Source organism: Nesterenkonia sp. LB17, from assembly GCF_022565915.1.
GTDB lineage: Bacteria > Actinomycetota > Actinomycetes > Actinomycetales > Micrococcaceae > Nesterenkonia.
The window spans coordinates 517,008-533,078 of record NZ_JAJOYX010000001.1 but is presented as its reverse complement, the minus strand read 5'-3'; the positions used below and the strand labels follow the sequence as shown (position 1 = coordinate 533,078).

Below are 16,071 nucleotides of genomic sequence, written 5' to 3'. Positions count from 1 at the left end.
TCGCATACAAAGCAGGCGGCTCCTACGGTCATGAAGACCGTTTCGGGAGCCGCCTGTTTCGTTGCTTGGTGATCAGCGTTTGACGCTGAAGCTCATCGGCGGATACCGAGACGCTTGATCAGCGAACGGTAGCGCTCGATGTCCGTAGCAGCAAGGTACTTCAGCAGACGACGACGGCGACCCACCAGGATCATCAGACCGCGACGGGTGTGGTGATCATGCTTGTGCACCTTCAGGTGCTCGGTGAGGTCGGAGATCCGACGCGTCAGAACCGCAACCTGGACCTCGGGTGAACCAGTGTCACCCTCGGAAGTTGCGTACTCCTTGATGATCTCCTGTTTGACAACGGGATCTAAAGCCATGGAAGAGCTCCTTCATTGTTGTACCGCGAACAGGACCGGGCTTTGCCCGTGAGGGCCAGGGACCAGTGTCAGCCACCGCGGACTGCAGCATGACGACGTCGCCGAAGCGACCTTTCTACGATACAGGAGCGCCTGGCACACGGGAAACGCTGGTGTGCAGCACGGTCAGGTACGGCAGCGCGACCGGCTCCCCCGGGGTGAGCTCCAGGTGTTCGTCGAGGTACCAGTCCAGGTTGGCCCGGCGGCGGGCTCGGGCGGGCTCTTCCGCGGAGAGCCAGGAGCTCAGCGTGGTGGAGAGCTCCCGGATCTGTTCAGGTGTCATCTTCCGCTCCCACCGGGTCTGAGTGGTGTCCCAGGCGGTGAAGCGTGCCGGGTCCACCGGCGGGGTCCAGCCCGGCCGGTAGACATCCCCGGCGCGCATGATCCGGGTCAGCCGGTGCACCCAGGGCACCGAGGTGTCCAGATAGTTCGCGACCACCCCCAGCACTCCCTGCGGCCGCAGGATCCGGCGCACCTCGTCCTGCACCAGGGCGTCATCGAACCAGTGCCAGGCCTGGGCCGCGACGACGACGTCGCAGCTCGCCTGCTCCAACCCTGTCGCCTCCGCCGTGGTGCGGTGCACCTGAAGGCGGTGCGGCGGGCGGGTCTGTCCGGGGCTCTGCTCCGGATTCTGCTCGACGCTGCGGGCGCACATGACCTCGGTCATGGCCGCAGAGGGCTCGACCGCGTGGACGCTGGCACCGCGGGCCAGCAGGGCCCGGGCCAGGATCCCGGTGCCGGCGCCGAGGTCTGCGACCACCGGCGGCCCGACGGAAGCGCAGGATCCAGCCACGCGCAGCAGCTGGTCCACCACCTCGTCGGGGTAGCGGGGACGGACCGCGTCGTAGCGCCGGGCCTCCTCGAGCGAGGTGTCATCGGCGAAGGAGGCACCCAGGCGACGTCGTCGTTCTGGGTCGGAGATCAGCGCCTGCTGGGCGGGCCGTGGCTTCGGGCGGGAGGGCACGTGCCGAATCCGGTCTACTCGACGGAGAGGCGGGCGAGGACCTGGCGGGTCTGCTCCACGTCCTGGTACATCTGCTCGACCAGCTTCTCCACGCCTTCATAGGCGACCATGCCGCGCAGGTGCTCGACGAACTCCACCCGCACGTGCTGGCCGTAGAGGTCGAACTCCTCCACCGCCTCGGTGGGCCGGTCGATCACGTGGGATTCCACCACCCGCTCGACCCCGTGGAAGGTCGGATTCGAGCCCACCGAGATCGCCGCGGGCCAGCGGGCGCCGGCGGCATCGACCAGCCAGCCGGCGTAGACGCCGTCGGCGGGGATCATGCCCTCGGAGTCGCGGCCCAGATTCGCGGTCGGGAAGCCCAGGTCGCGTCCGCGGGCGGCCCCGTGGACCACCTCGCCGAGCACCGCGTGCGGGCGTCCGAGCACCTCGGCCGCCGCGGCGACGTCGCCGGCCTCCAGGGCCTCACGCACCCAGGTCGAGGAGCAGCGCCGCTCGGTCTCGGCCACCGAATGCCCGATCAGCGCGAAATCATCCACGCCGAGCACGCTGAAGCCGTAGCGTCGGCCCAGCTCGACCATGGTCTCGAAGTTCCCGGAGTTCCCGCGGCCGAAGCGCACGTCGTGGCCGATGACGACCACGGAGGCGTTCAGCGTGTCCACGAAATAGGTCTTGACGAACTCCTCGGGGGTGAGCCCGGCGAGGTCGAGGTTGTAGTGCAGCACCAGCAGCGCGTCGATGCCGGTCTCGGCCAGGCGCTGGACCTTCTCCGCGGTGCCGGTGAGCATCTCCGGGGACTCTTCGGGCCGGTGGACCTGCAGCGGGTGCGGATCGAAGGTGATCGCCACGGCCTGGGCGCGCGGAGAAGCGTCCACTGCGGCACCATCGGCCGGCCCGTGGGCGGCGGCGACCAGACGGGTCAGGACCTCCTGGTGACCCAGGTGGACGCCGTCGAAGTTGCCGATGGTCACGGCGGTGGGTCCGAGCCCGCGGGGGACTTCTTCAAGACCATTCCAGAACTGCACGCCGATCAGCCTATCGCTCATCACTGGGTGTCCCGCGCGGCCTCGGTGCCCGGCCGGTGCCGCAGCAGCCAGAACAGGCCGATGAACGGCAGCAGCAGCGGCACGAACCCGTAGCCGGCACCGAAGTGGGACCACACGGTGGCCTCGTTGAAGAGCTCCGGATCCAGGTAGGTCCACAAGCCGACGCCGAGCACCCCGGTCAGCTCCACCAGCACCGCGATCAGGGCCACCAGCCAGGCGCGGGGGCCGATCCGAGCCAGGGCAAGGGTGGCGACGATGTAGACGGCGGCGGCGAAGGCGCTGAGCGAGTAGGACACCGGGGAGGCGTCGAAGTCGGTGAGGATCTGATACAGCGCTCGGGCGAAGGAGGAGACGGCAAAGATGCCGTAGGCGGTGATGATCAGCATGCCGACTCCGCGGTTGCGCGGAGTGGGCGAGGCGTTGGCCGGCACGTCCGGCGACGGCCGGGTCATAGCGCGCTTCCCCACCAGATCTCCTCCAAGCGGTAGACCATCACGAACACGACAAGTCCGACGAAGCTCATCACCAGGTTGGACCAGCGGGTCTTGTCGATCATGGCCCAGATGAACACTCCGACCGGAAGCAGAAGTGCAGTCAGGATATAGCCCCAGAACTCCCACGCCTCGCCGGCCACCGGAGCCCCGGCGATCTGCCGGATCCCGGCGTAGATGCCGTAGGCGATGAGGTAGAGCTCGATCGCGGCCAGCGAGATGATCGAGGAGTCCGCGGGGTGATCGCGGGCCGCGGTCATCACCCAGCAGACCAGCACGGAGAGCCCACAGACGATGGCGCCTATGAGGAACATCACCGTCATTCGGAGGCTCCGGGCGGCTGTGTGACGCCGGTTCCGGCGGGCTGAGCCCCGGTTCCGGCAGTCTCCGACCCTGAATCCACCGATGCTGAATCGGCCGAGCCAGGTCCGGTGCTGATCGCAAAGACCAGCTCGGGCTTGGCCTGGTAGTCGATGGAGTCGGAGTCCGCGGCATGGGCGGCGTCCGGTGAGGCCGAGGCGCCCTTCTTGGCGGGCACATCGATGAGCAGCGCGACCAGCTCCCCGTCGGGGTCGAAGGCCGCGGTGAGCTGCGGGTCCTCGCCGGTGCCCGAGGCGGTGATCCGCCGGCCGTAGCCGAGGTTCTCGGTCTCCTCCGCGGTGAGCTGACGCGCCGGGAAGAGGTGCTCGGCGGCTTCGGCGAGGCCGATGTAGCCGAAGTCCTCGTCCAGCTGGTCCAGGGTCAGGGTCTGGTCGATGCTGTAGGAGCCCACCGCGGTGCGGCGCAGCGCGGTGAGGTGACCGCCGACCTCGAGCGCCTCGCCCAGATCCCGGGCCAGGGCGCGCACGTAGGTGCCGGAGGAGACCCGGACCTCGATGTCGACGTCGACGAGCTTGCCGCCGTCGATCCGGCGGATCTCGAAGACCTCGAAGTCATGGACCGTGACGTCGCGGGACTTCAGCGCGACCTCTTCGCCGGCGCGGGCCCGGGCGTGGGCGCGCTGGCCGTCCACCTTGATCGCGGAGACCGTGGCGGGGACCTGCTGGATCGCGCCGGTGAGCTTCCCGATCTCGGCCGCGATGGCCTCCGGGGTCACCGCATTGGCGAACCGGGTCTGCAGCACCTCGCCCTCGGCGTCGTCGGTGGAGGTGGACTGACCCAGCCGCACGGTGGCGGTGTAGGTCTTGTCCACTCCGACGATATGGGTCAGCAGCCTGGTTGCGCGGTTGATCCCGACCACCAGGACGCCTGTGGCCATCGGATCCAGAGTGCCGGCATGGCCCACCTTGCGGGTCCCGGCGAGCTTGCGGATCCGTCCGACCACGTCATGGCTGGTCAGGCCGGCCGGCTTGTCCACCAGGACAAGTCCGGAGCCGACCTCCAGCTCTTCAGGCTTCTGCTTCTTCCCCATGCGTATCCAGCCTCAGCTTCCGTGCGCTCAGCGATCCGCGGAGCTGGAGCGGCCGGCGTCGTCGTCGGATGCGGCGTCGTCCTGCGATGCGGCCGGCTCCTCCTCGACCTGCCAGCGGTAGGGCTTCTCCTCCGAGGCGGGCTGGGCGTCCTTGCGCAGGGCGGCGACCTGCTCGTCCTGTTCGCGGGCCTTGCGCAGGAGGTCCTCCATGTGCGCGGCCGTCTCCGGGATCTCGTCGGCGACGAACTCCAGAGTCGGGGTCAGCCGGATGTTCAGCTGCCGACCGAGCTCGTAGCGCAGGGTGCCCTGGTTCGCGGCCAGGACGGCCTCGGCCCCTGCCCGGGACTCCTCGTCCGGGGCCATGACGGTGTAGTACACCGTGGAGTGCTGGAGATCATTGGTCACCCGGGCGTCGGTGACGGTGATCAGTTCTGCGCGCTCATCCTTGACCCGGCGGCGCAGCGCCTCGGCCACGATCACCTTGATGCGCTGCGCCAATCGGGCGGCGCGTGCTGGATCTGCCATGATGCGCTCCTTTCAGAAGACTTGTGTGTCCCTGGCCTGGATCCGCGCTTGATGCGGGGCCAGGTGGGTATGGTCTGCGGACAGGTCCGGGGACCCCGCCTGTGGCAGGGTCCCCGGAGCTGTCACCGGTGAAACCGGCGGGCCTGGTCAGGAGCGCGGAATTTCGCGCATCTCCCAGGTCTCGATGCTGTCACCTTCGCGGATGTCGTTGAACGATCCGAGGCCGATGCCGCACTCGAAGCCGTCGCGGACCTCGGTGGCGTCGTCCTTGAAGCGCTTGAGCGACTCGATGGTGAGGTTGTCTGCCACCACGTTGCCATCGCGCACCAGGCGCGCCTTGGCATTGCGGCGGATGAGGCCGGAGCGGACGATCGAACCGGCGATGCTGCCGAACTTCGAGGAGCGGAAGACCTCGCGGACCTCCGCGCTGCCCAGTGAAGCCTCTTCGTACTCTGGCTTCAGCATGCCCTTCAGGGCTGCCTCGATGTCATCGATCGCGGCGTAGATGACCGAGTAGAAGCGCATGTCCACGCCTTCACGCTCGGCCAGGTCGTTGACGCGCTCCGCAGGTCGGACGTTGAAGCCGATGATCACTGCGTTATCCACAGTGGCCAGGTTCACGTCGTTCTGCGTGATCGCACCGACGCCGCGGTGGATGACGCGCAGCTGCACATCGGCACCCACATCGATCTTGAGCAGCGCATCTTCCAGGGCCTCCACGGCACCGGAGACGTCGCCCTTGAGGATGAGGTTGAGCGTGTCGATCTTGCCGTCGGCCACAGCCTGGTCGAAGTCTTCCAGGCTGATGCGCTTGCGGCGCTTGGCCAGCTGAGCGTTGCGCTCCACGGCTTCACGCTTCTCAGCGATCTGCCGAGCAGTGCGGTCATCGGAGGTGGACAGGAAGGTGTCACCGGCGCGAGGCACCGAAGACAGACCCAGCACCTGCACCGGACGGGAGGGCAGGGCCTCCTTGACGGTCTCACCGTGCTCATCGAACATGGCGCGGACGCGGCCGTGAGCTGTGCCGGCGACCATGTTGTCGCCCACCCGCAGCGTGCCCGACTGGACCAGCACAGTGGCCACGGCGCCGCGACCCTTGTCCAGGTTCGCTTCGATGGCCACGCCGCGAGCTGCCTTGTTCGGGTTCGCGGTGAGCTCCAGGGCTGCGTCTGCGGTGAGCAGCACGGCCTCGAGGAGCTCGTCGATGTGCAGGTGCTTCAGCGCGGAGACGTTGACGAACATGGTGTCGCCGCCGTACTCCTCGGGCACCAGACCGTATTCGGCCAGCTGACCACGGACCTTGTCCGGGGAGGCGCCTTCCTTGTCCATCTTGTTGACCGCGACGACGACCGGCACGTTGGCGGCCTTCGCGTGGTTCAGCGCTTCGATGGTCTGGGGCATGACGCCGTCATCGGCGGCCACGACCAGCACCGCGATGTCGGTGACCTTCGCACCACGAGCACGCATGGCGGTGAACGCCTCGTGACCGGGAGTATCGATGAAGGTCAGGCCGCGCTCGACGCCCTCGTGCTCGACGTGGACCTGGTAGGCACCGATGTGCTGGGTGATGCCGCCGGCTTCGCCTTCGGTCACCTTCGCGCTGCGGATGGAGTCCAGGAGTCGGGTCTTGCCGTGGTCGACGTGACCCATGACGGTCACGACGGCGGCACGGGCGGAGAGCTCGTCGGAGCCCTCGGCTGCCAGCTCATCTTCGATGTTGATGTCGAAGGTGTTCAGCAGCTCGCGGTCCTCGTCCTCCGGGGAGACGATCTGGACCGGATAGCCCAGCTCATCGCCCAGCAGGTGGAAGGTCTCTTCGTCGAGGGACTGGTTGGCTGTGGCCATCTCACCGAGCTTCATCAGCACGGTGACCATGGCTGCCGGCTCGGCATTGATCTTCTCGGCGAAATCGCCCAGCGAGGAGCCGCGGCGCAGCCGCACGACGGTGGTGCCGTCTCCCTTGGGAACGCGCACGCCGCCGATCTCGCGGGACTGACGCTGCTCCATCTCCTGGCGCTTTGCGCGCTTCGACTTGCGAGCCTTGGCCTTGGAGCCGCCGCGACCGAAGGCACCTGCTGCGCCGCCACGGCGAGGACCGCCGCCGCGACCGCCGCGTGGCGGGCCACCGGCGGGGGCGCCGGGACGACCACCGGCAGGAGCCGGGGTCTGGCTGGGCATCATCGACGGCTTGGGACCGCCCGGACGTGGTGCGGCTGCGGGGCGGGCTGCGCCGCCTGCTGCCGGTGCGCCGGGACGTGAGGCGCCGGCCGGGCGAGGTGCACCCGGACGCGGAGCGCCGGCTGGTGCGCCCTGACCGCCGCGGGGACGGGGTCCACCGCTGCGCTCATTGCGCATGCCCTGCTGGGGTGCGAACGGGTTGTTGCCCGGGCGGGGTCCAGCCGGTTTGGGACCGGGGCGGGGGCCGCCGGTTCCACCGGGACGCGGGGCCTGGCGCTCGGCGCCCATGCCCTGGCTCGGTGCGTAGGGGTTGTTGCCCGGGCGGGGACCGCCGGGCTTGGCGCCTGATGCGGCGGGCTTGGAGGCGGGCTTCTCAGCCGGAGCCTCCGTGCTCGCAGCGGGCTTCTCGGCAGCCTTGGGGGCTTCAGCCTTGGGAGCTTCGGCCTCAGGAGCCGGGGTCTCGGCCTTCGGGGCCGACGCCTTGGGGGCAGCAGCTGCGGGGGCTTCGGGTTCGGGCGCTGCAGCAGGCTTCGGGCCGGGCCGGGGGCCGGGCTTGAAACCGCCGGGCCGTGGCGCGGAGGATCCTGATGCGGCGGGCTGCGCCGGGCCTGAGCTGTCAGCGGCGGGCGCGGAGGCACCGTCGGACTTCTTCGGACCTGGGCGGGCAGCGCCGTTGGACGCGGGGGCGTCGGCGGCGGGCTTGGCGTCAGGGAATGCCTGACGCAGCTTCTTCGCCACCGGGGGCTCCACGGTGGAGGAGGGCGACTTCACAAATTCGCCCATGCCCTGCAGTTTTGCGAGGGCTTCTTTCGAGGTGATGCCGAGCTCTTTGGCGAGCTCGTGTACGCGGGCCTTGGCCACATTTCTCCTTGTCTGGCCCACGCTTCCCCGCTGGCACCAGCGGGGCTGATGTCAGCGGTTCATCGGCGAAGGCCGTTTGAACTGTTCTGAAACCGTGACGGAGTTGCTGTGATGGGTCATCGCTGCGAACTCATGCGTCGGTCTTCATCGGGGATCCATCTCTCTGAACCCGCTTTCTGGTCTCTTCCGACTGTCCGCTGCATTGCTGCAGCCCCAGGCGGCGTCAACCGTTGGTGCCAATAATGTCGTGCAGGTCGAGCGTCCTCGGGTCCACGGTCCGGCGGAAGGCCCGGTTGAAGGCCTTGCGCTTGACGGCGGTCTCGAAGCACTCACGCTGCGGGTGCAGCCAGGCGCCTCGTCCGGGCAGGGCCCGATCGGTGTCCCACACCACCAGCGGCGGTGCAGGATCGGCGTTCTGGGCTGCGCTGAGTGCGAGCCTTATTGCCTTGTCCTGAGCGACCTCACGGCGACAGCCGATACAGGTACGCACTGGAACCATGACAGTCTACCCCTTCCGGCGGCGTCGAGCAGAAACGTGGGAGTGGGCGGCCGGTCAGGGTGCGGCGAGCGTGGCGTCGGAGACGATGTCGATCCGCCACCCGGTGAGCTTCGCGGCGAGGCGGGCGTTCTGGCCCTCCTTGCCGATGGCCAGGGAGAGCTGATAGTCCGGGACGACCACGCGGGCGCTGCGGGTGGCCTCGTCCAGGATGGTGACCGATTTCACCTTCGAGGGTGAGAGTGCATGGGCGATGAACTCGGCGGCGTCGTCGGAGTGATCGATGATGTCGATCTTCTCGTCGTTGAGCTCGTTCATGACCGCCCGGACGCGGGAGCCCATGGAGCCGATGCAGGCACCCTTGGCGTTGATCCCCGACTGGTGGGCGCGCACCGCGATCTTGGTGCGGTGCCCGGCCTCACGCGCGATGGCCGTGATCTCCACGGAGCCGTCGGCGATCTCGGGGACCTCATGCTCGAAGAGCTTCTTCACCAGGCCCGGGTGTGAGCGCGAGAGCGTGATGGAAGGTCCGCGCATGCCGCGGTGGACGTCGACGACGAAGGCGCGGATCCGATGACCGTGGACGTATTCCTCGCCGGGGACATGCTCCTGCGGGGGCAGCAGCGCCTCGACGCTGCCCAGGTCCACCTGGACCATGTTGGGGTTGCGGCCCTGCTGGATGGTGCCGGAGATCAGCTCGCCCTCGCGGCCCTTGAACTGGCCCAGGACCTGATCGTCCTCGGCGTCGCGGATCCGCTGCATGATGACCTGGCGGGCGGTGGAGGCGGCGACCCGTCCGAAGTCCCGGGGGGTGTCGTCGAACTCCCCGATGAAGGTGCCGTTCTCGTCCTGCTCCTTGGCCCACACCGTGACGTGGCCAGTGGACTGATCGATCTCAGCCCGGGCGTGCTGCAGCGCTCCGGGCGATTTGTGGTAAGCCAGCACCAGCGCCTGTTCGATGGCGGGGATCAGCCGCTGCAGCGGGATCTCTCGCTCTTTGACAAGCATGCGCAGTGCGCTCATATCGATATCCACTTGTGCCTCCGGTTAAGCCAGTATCTACTGCGTGTGGGAAAACTCTACCTGCACTCGTGCGTGGGTGATCGCCGCGAGACTGATCTCCGCGGGATCTCCGTACTTCACCGGCATCCCCTTCTTGGGGGTCGGCTTCTGCTCGACCACGGTGATGGAGCCGTCGCTGACCGCCTGCAGCCGGGCCAGGATCGGGCTGTGCCCGGCCTGGGTGATCTCCAGCATCCGGCCCAGGTTGCGCTCGAAGTGCCGCGGTGTGGTCAGCGGGCGGGTCGCGCCGGGGGTGGAGACCTCGAGGTCATAGCTGTCGAGTTCGGGCAGGACGTCGTCCTCGTCGAACCGGGCGGAGATGGCCTGGGACAGTTCGGCGATGGTGTCCAGATCCACCTGGTCGGTGCCGGTGAGCAGATCCACCGAGACCTTCAGCGTGGTGGTGGGCCCGTTTGCGGCGAGCTCGATCTCCTCGAGGTACAGCCCCTGCGCGGTGATCGCAGGCGTGATCAGCTCGGCGATCTTCGCGGCGCGGGCATCCTGGAAGCGCTGCTCACCGGTGGGGCGGGGGGCGGTGGCCATGACGGTCCTATCGGTGGTGGTCTGCGGTGCGTCTCTATTGTGCCTGAGACTCGCCGCACCTCCTACCGGGCCCTGTGGGTGCGCCCCGCTCAGCCCCGGCCCGCTGGCGGACCGAGTCTCCGGGAACGTCGGGGGTGATCGCTCGGCGGCGGCGCAGCGGCGGCTCAGCGGAGGAGCTTGCCCTTCGCGGCCGCGAACTCCTCCTCGCTGAGCAGACCCGATCGTCTCAGCTCGGCGAGCCGCTGCAGGTCATCCATGAAGCTCGTGCCGCTGGGAACTGCCAGCGGCACAGGTGCGAGCGGGGCCGGAGGAGCGGCATGGGCGATCGCCGCCAGCGCGGCTGCCTCGATGCGCGCCTGCTGATGGGCGGCGGCGTAGTGCTCCTGGTCGTCGCGGTCCCGTGCCCGACGCTGCTGATAGACGTCCCCCTCCCCGGTCAAGGCCTGGGTGGCGCCGAGCAGCACAGACGTTCGGGCAGCCAGTCCGATCAGCCCCGGGCGTCCGACACGTTCGATCGTCACGGCGGTCCTCCCTCCACGGGGTCATACAGGTCGATGAGTGCGTTGACGACCGGGGCCGGTACTCGCGTGGTGCGCAGGACCTCCGCCTCCCCCTGGGCCAGCCGGTCTGCGAGCATCAGCTCGAACCTGAGCTCCAGGGCCAGCACCACCGCCGAAGACCCGCAGGCCAGCGGCGCGGCGAGCTCGATGAGGTCCTCCTCGCCGATCAGCCCCTCGGTCACCGGGTCCGGCCCCACGCTCAGTCCCAGCCGGTCGCGTCCCGCCAGGTCGAGCATGGCCGCTCGTCCGGCCTCGTCCTTGCTCACCGCGACCAGGTCAAGGAGTCTCACCGCGCCGGTGGAGAGCACATCTGCCAGAGCGGTCAGGGCACCGGGGGCCGGCTCTTGTCCCTCGAAGGCGAGCAGATAGATCTCCACGGGGCCGTATCGAAAGTCAGGCATGGTCTTTTCCCTCTCCGGTGATCTCCGCGGTCCGGCAGAGCCCTGCAGCACAGGGGGTGTCTGATCCGATGCTCGCAGAGCCGACCGCGCGGCGGCGTTCTGCTCACCCGGAACGGGTGATTTTCAGTCCACCCGCCGCGGGGTCTGTGTGACGCTCAAGGTGTCAACTCCTCGACGGCGGCAGCGTGCACAGAAGGGCAATGTCATGGAATTCTGGGAATCGTTCTGGTCCATCATCTGGTGGTTCGTATGGGCCTTCGTGTTTGTGGCCTATCTGATGGTCATGTTCAGCATCATCGGAGACATCTTTCGGGACAGGAAGCTCGGCGGGTTCTCCAAAGCGGTCTGGGTGTTCTTCTTGATATTCCTGCCCTTCCTCACCGCATTGATCTATCTCATCGCTCGTGGCGGCGGGATGGCTGAGCGCGGCGCCGCAGCTGATCAGAGAAGCCATGAGGCGATGCTCGCGCGGCTGCGGGAGGTGGGCGTGACCAGTCCCAGCGTCGAGATCGAGAAGGCGGCCCTGATGCGCGATTCGGGCACCATCACCGAGGAGGAGTTCAGGTCGCTCAAGGCCAGGGCCCTCGCCTGAGGCTCCAGGTTCAGGGCGCGAGCTGCTGAGCCTCGCGGCGGGTCCGGACCCCCAGCTTCCGGTGGATCGCTCGCTGGTGGGTCTTGACCGTGTTCACCGAGACCATCAGCGCGTCCGCGATCTCCTGGATCGTCTTGGAGGTCTGGAGCAGGCGGTACACCTCGACCTCCCGGCCGGAGAGGGCCGCGAGGACCCCGCGGCGGCTCTGTTCAGCCGTCAGGGCGCTGGCGATGAAGGCCTCATGGGATGTGCGTCGGGTCAGATGGTCCGTGAGCAGCAGGCGAAGATTCAGGTCACCGTCGCAGAAGGGCTGGCGGATGTCTTCGCGCTCCGCGATGTCCAGGGCGTACTCACAGTATTCGTGGGCGACGTCCGGTTCCCCGCGCATCCGGTGGACCAGGGCAGCTGAGATTCGTGCGGAGATCGCCACGTAGGAGATTCCCATGAATGCTCGATGCCGGGACAGCAGGCGGAATGCGCGAGCGGGATCCCCGGCTCGCCGCAGAATGCCGGCCAGCACGACCCCGATCATCGGAAGGTCTGCCGCATCAGGGTGTCGCTCCACCAGCGCCAGGGCCCTCGGCCGGTGCCCCGCGACCTCCGCCAGCACGGCCTGCGCCGCATCCCGGAAGATCGGCCACTGCACCCCCTGGGCCTCCTCCCGTGACACAGCCTCCAGCTCGAGGGCAGCCCTTCGACACAGGGCCGGATCCCGGGCACCCGCAGCGCTGAAGGCCAGGAACGTCCGCACCGCGCCGCCGAGAGGAACAGGGGCGTCCCCCGCCTCGATGACGCGACCGAACCATTCGGTGGCGTCATCGAAGTCTGCAGACCAGTACGCCAGCAGTCCCATCGCGGTGCCGAGCGCACTGCCCTCGTAGTGTGTCGATATCGAGGTCGATGCCTGAAGCGGAGCATCGACCTCGCTCAGGATGCGACGGGCGCGGGCGTTCCTGCCATCCCACAGATCGACCATGGCGAGACTGCCCAGTGCGCTTCGCTCAAGCTGGGCCTCCCCCATCGCTCCCCACTCGCGGGCGGCGGCAGACATGATCTCGGGGGCAGACTCAGGGTGCAGGCGGAGCCGCAGCTCGGTCCAGGCCAGCAGGAACAGCACCCCGACCCGCTCCCGTCCCTCGAACTCCCCCGAGACAGAGAGCCGCGCATGGACGTCCCGCGCCGCCGTCAGCGCCGCTCTGGGGTCGTCGGTGAGGAACAGTCGCGCGACCCGGAGCACGGACTCCACACCCTCGTCCGTGGTGTCATCGGGCAGCGAGTCCAGCACCTTGCGGAATCGGGTGCGTGACACCTGATGCTCGCCCATGACATCTTCGGCGCAGGCGAGGATGAGCTGTGTCGTGGCCGCGCCGGATAAGCGCTGCGGAAGGCCCGCGCAGAAGGTGGCGACCTGTCGGGCGTGGTCCCCGATGATCAGCTCCAGCCAGTTCGCGACCAGCACCTGATGGGCACGATCATGATCCTGAGCCGCCTGGAAGTGGCGCAGTGCGCTCAGGGGGTTGGTGGACGACAGCTGCTCCCCTGCCCTGAGGTGGAGCAGGTTCAGCGCCGTCGGGTCCTGACGGCGCAGGATCTGGGTGCACTGCCGCGCGAAGATCGGATGCCACCGGTAGGTCGGGGTCTCGCCCGATTCGCAATGCCGACTCAGGAAGATGCCGCGGTCGACCAGCTCATCCAGCACCGCGGCAGCGTCGTCTCGACCGGACAGTGCGGTGGCGAGCTCGGCCGTCAGCTCCGTGCAGGCAGTCGTGGTGAGGATGAACACCGCCAGCGATTCACCCAGCCCGTCAAGGATCTGGGTCTGCACGTAGCTCCTCAACAGGTCCTCGAGGCTGTCTCCCGCTCCGGGAGGCCGCTGGCTGGCCAGCGCGGCCGTCTGCACGGCGATAGGCCATCCCTGCGTGCTCTCGAGCACCTCGCGCGAGTCCAGGCTGTTTCCGAATCGCTTCAGCAGGCCCTCGGTCTCTGACCGGTCGAAGGCCAGATCCGCTGCGGAGAGATGGACGGCCGAGCCCTCCAGGATCTGTTTCGCCAGCCAGGCCTCGATCGGGGTGGTTCCCAGGAACACCAGCCGCAGGTGTTCGGGGGCGTCGTCGACGAGCATGCCCAGCAAGCCGGCCCTCAACTGACCTGCGGCTCGCTGGGCGTCGTCGATCACCAGCACGGAGACAGACGCAGGCTGCTCGAAGGTCCGGCAGACCTGGTCGTAGAGCGTGTTCGCGTCGGAGCCCGGATCCAGCTCACCCAGCGCCTCGCGAAGATCATCGCCGGCGTGGAGCAGTCCGCGCAGGGCAGTGATGACACCCGACGTGAGCGCCGCCGGTTCATCGTCGGCCGGACCCAGGCAGAGCCAGGCGACCGGACGCAGCTGATGCCTCGCCCATTCGGCGGCGGCCCGAGTCTTGCCGTGACCGCTGGGGGCGCTGATGACGGTCATCCGGTGTCCTGTGACCGCGCGCTCGATGGCCGCGGTCACGCGGGGACGCGGCAACAGGTCCGGCCGACTCGCCGGAATGCGATAACGGGCCCATGGCACTGTCGGATGCGCTGGCCTCGAGGCGGCCACGCTGGGAGTATATCCACGCCGCGCGACGGCGCGGGAGGCCTGGTCGACGACGCGTGGGAGCTCATCTGCGAGCGCCCCTTAGACTTGGGCCGGTAGAAGATCCCTCACCGGAAACGAGTTCACCTGTGCCGCTCCGCCTGTCTCACCTGTTCCTCCGCACGCTGCGCGACAACCCGGCCGACGCCGAGGTCGCCAGCCACCAGCTGCTGGTCCGCGCCGGCTACATCCGCCGCGCCGCCCCGGGCGTCTACAGCTGGCTGCCGCTGGGGCTGACCGTGCTGCGGAAGATCGAGGCGATCGTCCGTGAGGAGATGAACCGGATCGGCGCCCAGGAGGTGCACTTCCCGGCACTGCTGCCCAAGGAGCCCTATGAGGCGACCGGCCGCTGGGACGACTACGGCGACGGGATCTTCCGGCTCAAGGACCGCAAGGACGCGGACTACCTGCTGGCACCCACCCACGAGGAGGTCTTCACCCTGCTGGTGAAGGACCTCTACAGCTCCTATAAGGACCTGCCGCTCTCGATCTATCAGATCCAGACGAAGTACCGCGATGAAGCCCGCCCCCGGGCAGGCCTGCTCCGCGGCCGCGAGTTCATCATGAAGGACTCCTATTCCTTCGCGCTGACCGAAGCGGACCAGAGCGCGGCCTATGCGGCCCACCGCGAGGCCTACCTGCGGATCTTCGACCGGCTCGGCCTGCCCGTGGTCCCGGTCAACGCACAGTCCGGCGCGATGGGCGGCTCGGCGTCCGAGGAGTTCCTCTTCCCCTGTGACGTCGGCGAAGACACCTTCGTGGAGTCCGAGGGCGGCTTCCGCGCCAACGTCGAGGCGGTGACCACTCCGGCTCCCGAGCCGCTGGACTTCTCCGGACTGCCGGAGGCCCAGGTCCACCACACCCCCGGCACCGACACCATCGCCACCCTGGTCGACGCCGCGAACACCCACCAGCCCCGGGCCGACCGCGAATGGACTGCGGCGGACACGCTGAAGAACGTCGTCGTCGCGGCCGTGCTGCCTGACGGCACCCGCCGGATCGTGGTGCTCGGCGTGCCGGGCAGCCGCGAGGTGGACCTCAAGCGCGCCGAAGCCACCATCGGCGGCCTCCTCGGCGTCGGCGGCGAGGTCGCACTGGAGGCCGCGAACGAGGCGGACCTGAAGAAGCACCCCGGACTCGTCCGCGGCTACATCGGCCCCGGACTCTCCCTGGACGCGCCGGTCCTGGGCGAGGAGTCCAGCACCGGCATCAGCTACCTGGTGGATCCCCGCGTGGTGTCGGGCACCAGCTGGATCACCGGTGCCAACGCATCTGACCAGCACGTGTTCGGCCTGGTCGCCGGGCGCGACTTCGGCTGGGACGGCATCATCGAGTCTGTGGTCGTGGAATCCGGTGACCCGGCCCCGGACGGCTCCGGTCCGCTGCGCACCCGCCGCGGCATCGAGATGGGCCACATCTTCCACCTCGGCACCCGCTACGCCGAGGCGCTCGGCCTGCAGGTCCTCGACGTCAACGGAAAGCTCGCCACCGTGACCATGGGCTCCTACGGCTTCGGCGTGACCCGCGCGCTGGCCGCCATCGCCGAGGCCACCCACGACGACAAGGGCCTGATCTGGCCCGCCGCGATCGCTCCGGCCGATGTGCATCTGGTCGCCACCGGCAAGGGCGAGGAGGTCTACGCGGCCGCCGAGGCGCTGATCAGCGAGCTCGAAGCCGCCGGCCTGACCGCGATCTACGATGATCGGCCCAAGGTCTCCCCCGGCGTGAAGTTCGGCGACGCCGAGCTGCTCGGGGTCCCGATGCTGGTCACCGTGGGCCGCGGCCTGAAGAACGGCACCATCGAGCTCAAGGACCGCCGCTCCGGTGAATCCCACGAGGTCCCGGTGGCCGAAGCCGCGGCGGCGGTGCTCGAACACGTCAAGGGTCTGCGCTGACCGAGACCCTCGAGGCCGCCACTGA

General features: G+C 68.5%; 16 protein-coding genes. 2 read left to right on the top strand and 14 right to left on the bottom strand.

The window, feature by feature from the left end; all coding sequences use genetic code 11:
• Window positions 1–92: 92 nt before the first annotated feature.
• The 13 genes from rpsO to LTH96_RS02330 all read right to left on the bottom strand — a co-directional run bounded on the left by rpsO (window position 93) and on the right by LTH96_RS02330 (window position 10,939).
• A complete protein-coding gene (gene rpsO, locus LTH96_RS02390; RefSeq protein WP_036473966.1) occupies window positions 93–362 on the bottom strand; it encodes a 30S ribosomal protein S15 in 270 nt (89 codons plus the stop codon).
• A gap of 115 nt (window positions 363–477) precedes the next feature.
• The gene (locus LTH96_RS02385) at window positions 478–1,365 is read right to left on the bottom strand and encodes a class I SAM-dependent methyltransferase (RefSeq protein ID WP_241464103.1); all 888 of its coding nucleotides are present in this window, start codon (window positions 1,363–1,365) and stop codon (window positions 478–480) included.
• Between the two features lie 14 nt (window positions 1,366–1,379).
• Window positions 1,380–2,411: a bifunctional riboflavin kinase/FAD synthetase gene (locus LTH96_RS02380; RefSeq protein ID WP_370644358.1), complete on the bottom strand. Its 1,032-nt coding sequence runs from the start codon at window positions 2,409–2,411 to the stop codon at window positions 1,380–1,382.
• On the bottom strand, window positions 2,411–2,878 hold the full coding sequence (locus LTH96_RS02375; RefSeq protein ID WP_370642648.1) for a hypothetical protein: 468 nt from the start codon (window positions 2,876–2,878) through the stop codon (window positions 2,411–2,413). Before LTH96_RS02375 ends, LTH96_RS02380 begins: the two co-directional genes overlap by 1 nt.
• Complete coding sequence (locus LTH96_RS02370) at window positions 2,860–3,216, bottom strand: hypothetical protein (RefSeq protein WP_342357715.1); 357 nt, start codon at window positions 3,214–3,216, stop codon at window positions 2,860–2,862. Before LTH96_RS02370 ends, LTH96_RS02375 begins: the two co-directional genes overlap by 19 nt.
• Window positions 3,217–3,221: 5 nt before the next feature.
• On the bottom strand, window positions 3,222–4,313 hold the full coding sequence (gene truB, locus LTH96_RS02365) for a tRNA pseudouridine(55) synthase TruB (protein ID WP_241464097.1): 1,092 nt from the start codon (window positions 4,311–4,313) through the stop codon (window positions 3,222–3,224).
• Window positions 4,314–4,340: 27 nt separating this feature from the next.
• A complete protein-coding gene (rbfA, locus tag LTH96_RS02360; protein ID WP_241464096.1) occupies window positions 4,341–4,838 on the bottom strand; it encodes a 30S ribosome-binding factor RbfA in 498 nt (165 codons plus the stop codon).
• Between the two features lie 147 nt (window positions 4,839–4,985).
• On the bottom strand, window positions 4,986–7,877 hold the full coding sequence (gene infB / locus LTH96_RS02355) for a translation initiation factor IF-2 (RefSeq protein WP_241464094.1): 2,892 nt from the start codon (window positions 7,875–7,877) through the stop codon (window positions 4,986–4,988).
• Between the two features lie 223 nt (window positions 7,878–8,100).
• Complete coding sequence (locus LTH96_RS02350; RefSeq protein ID WP_241464093.1) at window positions 8,101–8,376, bottom strand: YlxR family protein; 276 nt, start codon at window positions 8,374–8,376, stop codon at window positions 8,101–8,103.
• A 54-nt stretch (window positions 8,377–8,430) separates the two neighbouring features.
• Window positions 8,431–9,408 carry a transcription termination factor NusA gene (nusA, locus tag LTH96_RS02345; RefSeq protein WP_241464092.1) on the bottom strand — a complete coding sequence of 326 codons (978 nt, stop codon included), beginning with the start codon at window positions 9,406–9,408 and terminating at the stop codon, window positions 8,431–8,433.
• Between the two features lie 24 nt (window positions 9,409–9,432).
• A complete protein-coding gene (rimP, locus tag LTH96_RS02340; protein WP_241464090.1) occupies window positions 9,433–9,978 on the bottom strand; it encodes a ribosome maturation factor RimP in 546 nt (181 codons plus the stop codon).
• Window positions 9,979–10,142: 164 nt separating this feature from the next.
• Complete coding sequence (locus LTH96_RS02335) at window positions 10,143–10,499, bottom strand: SHOCT domain-containing protein (protein ID WP_241464088.1); 357 nt, start codon at window positions 10,497–10,499, stop codon at window positions 10,143–10,145.
• Entirely contained in the window at window positions 10,496–10,939 is a 444-nt protein-coding gene (locus LTH96_RS02330) for a DUF6325 family protein (protein ID WP_241464086.1), read from the bottom strand. The genes LTH96_RS02335 and LTH96_RS02330 overlap by 4 nt, the downstream gene beginning before the upstream one ends.
• Before the next feature lie 205 nt (window positions 10,940–11,144).
• Between LTH96_RS02330 and LTH96_RS02325 the strand changes: the two genes are divergently transcribed.
• Window positions 11,145–11,531 (top strand): SHOCT domain-containing protein, encoded by a 387-nt coding sequence (locus LTH96_RS02325; RefSeq protein ID WP_241464084.1) that lies wholly within the window; start codon window positions 11,145–11,147, stop codon window positions 11,529–11,531.
• Window positions 11,532–11,541: 10 nt separating this feature from the next.
• On the opposite strand, the gene LTH96_RS02320 is transcribed toward LTH96_RS02325, so the two are convergent.
• Window positions 11,542–13,986, bottom strand: a complete 2,445-nt coding sequence (locus LTH96_RS02320) for a LuxR C-terminal-related transcriptional regulator (protein ID WP_241464083.1) — start codon at window positions 13,984–13,986, stop codon at window positions 11,542–11,544.
• Between the two features lie 254 nt (window positions 13,987–14,240).
• On the opposite strand from LTH96_RS02320, the gene LTH96_RS02315 reads away from it, so the two are divergent.
• Window positions 14,241–16,046, top strand: coding sequence for a proline--tRNA ligase (locus LTH96_RS02315; RefSeq protein WP_241464082.1), 1,806 nt, complete (start codon window positions 14,241–14,243; stop codon window positions 16,044–16,046).
• Window positions 16,047–16,071 lie beyond the last annotated feature (25 nt).

What these genes read in the sequence shown, in the direction of transcription:
- LTH96_RS02380 (WP_370644358.1), bottom strand. Translation starts at nt 2,411, where the DNA reads ATGAGCGATAGGCTGATCGGCGTGCAGTTCTGGAATGGTCTTGAAGAA.
- LTH96_RS02320 (WP_241464083.1), bottom strand. Translation starts at nt 13,986, where the DNA reads ATGACCGTCATCAGCGCCCCCAGCGGTCACGGCAAGACTCGGGCCGCC.
- LTH96_RS02350 (WP_241464093.1), bottom strand. Translation starts at nt 8,376, where the DNA reads ATGGTTCCAGTGCGTACCTGTATCGGCTGTCGCCGTGAGGTCGCTCAG.
- rimP (WP_241464090.1), bottom strand. Translation starts at nt 9,978, where the DNA reads ATGGCCACCGCCCCCCGCCCCACCGGTGAGCAGCGCTTCCAGGATGCC.
- LTH96_RS02325 (WP_241464084.1), top strand. Translation starts at nt 11,145, where the DNA reads ATGGAATTCTGGGAATCGTTCTGGTCCATCATCTGGTGGTTCGTATGG.
- truB (WP_241464097.1), bottom strand. Translation starts at nt 4,313, where the DNA reads ATGGGGAAGAAGCAGAAGCCTGAAGAGCTGGAGGTCGGCTCCGGACTT.
- rpsO (WP_036473966.1), bottom strand. Translation starts at nt 362, where the DNA reads ATGGCTTTAGATCCCGTTGTCAAACAGGAGATCATCAAGGAGTACGCA.
- LTH96_RS02330 (WP_241464086.1), bottom strand. Translation starts at nt 10,939, where the DNA reads ATGCCTGACTTTCGATACGGCCCCGTGGAGATCTATCTGCTCGCCTTC.
- LTH96_RS02370 (WP_342357715.1), bottom strand. Translation starts at nt 3,216, where the DNA reads ATGTTCCTCATAGGCGCCATCGTCTGTGGGCTCTCCGTGCTGGTCTGC.
- rbfA (WP_241464096.1), bottom strand. Translation starts at nt 4,838, where the DNA reads ATGGCAGATCCAGCACGCGCCGCCCGATTGGCGCAGCGCATCAAGGTG.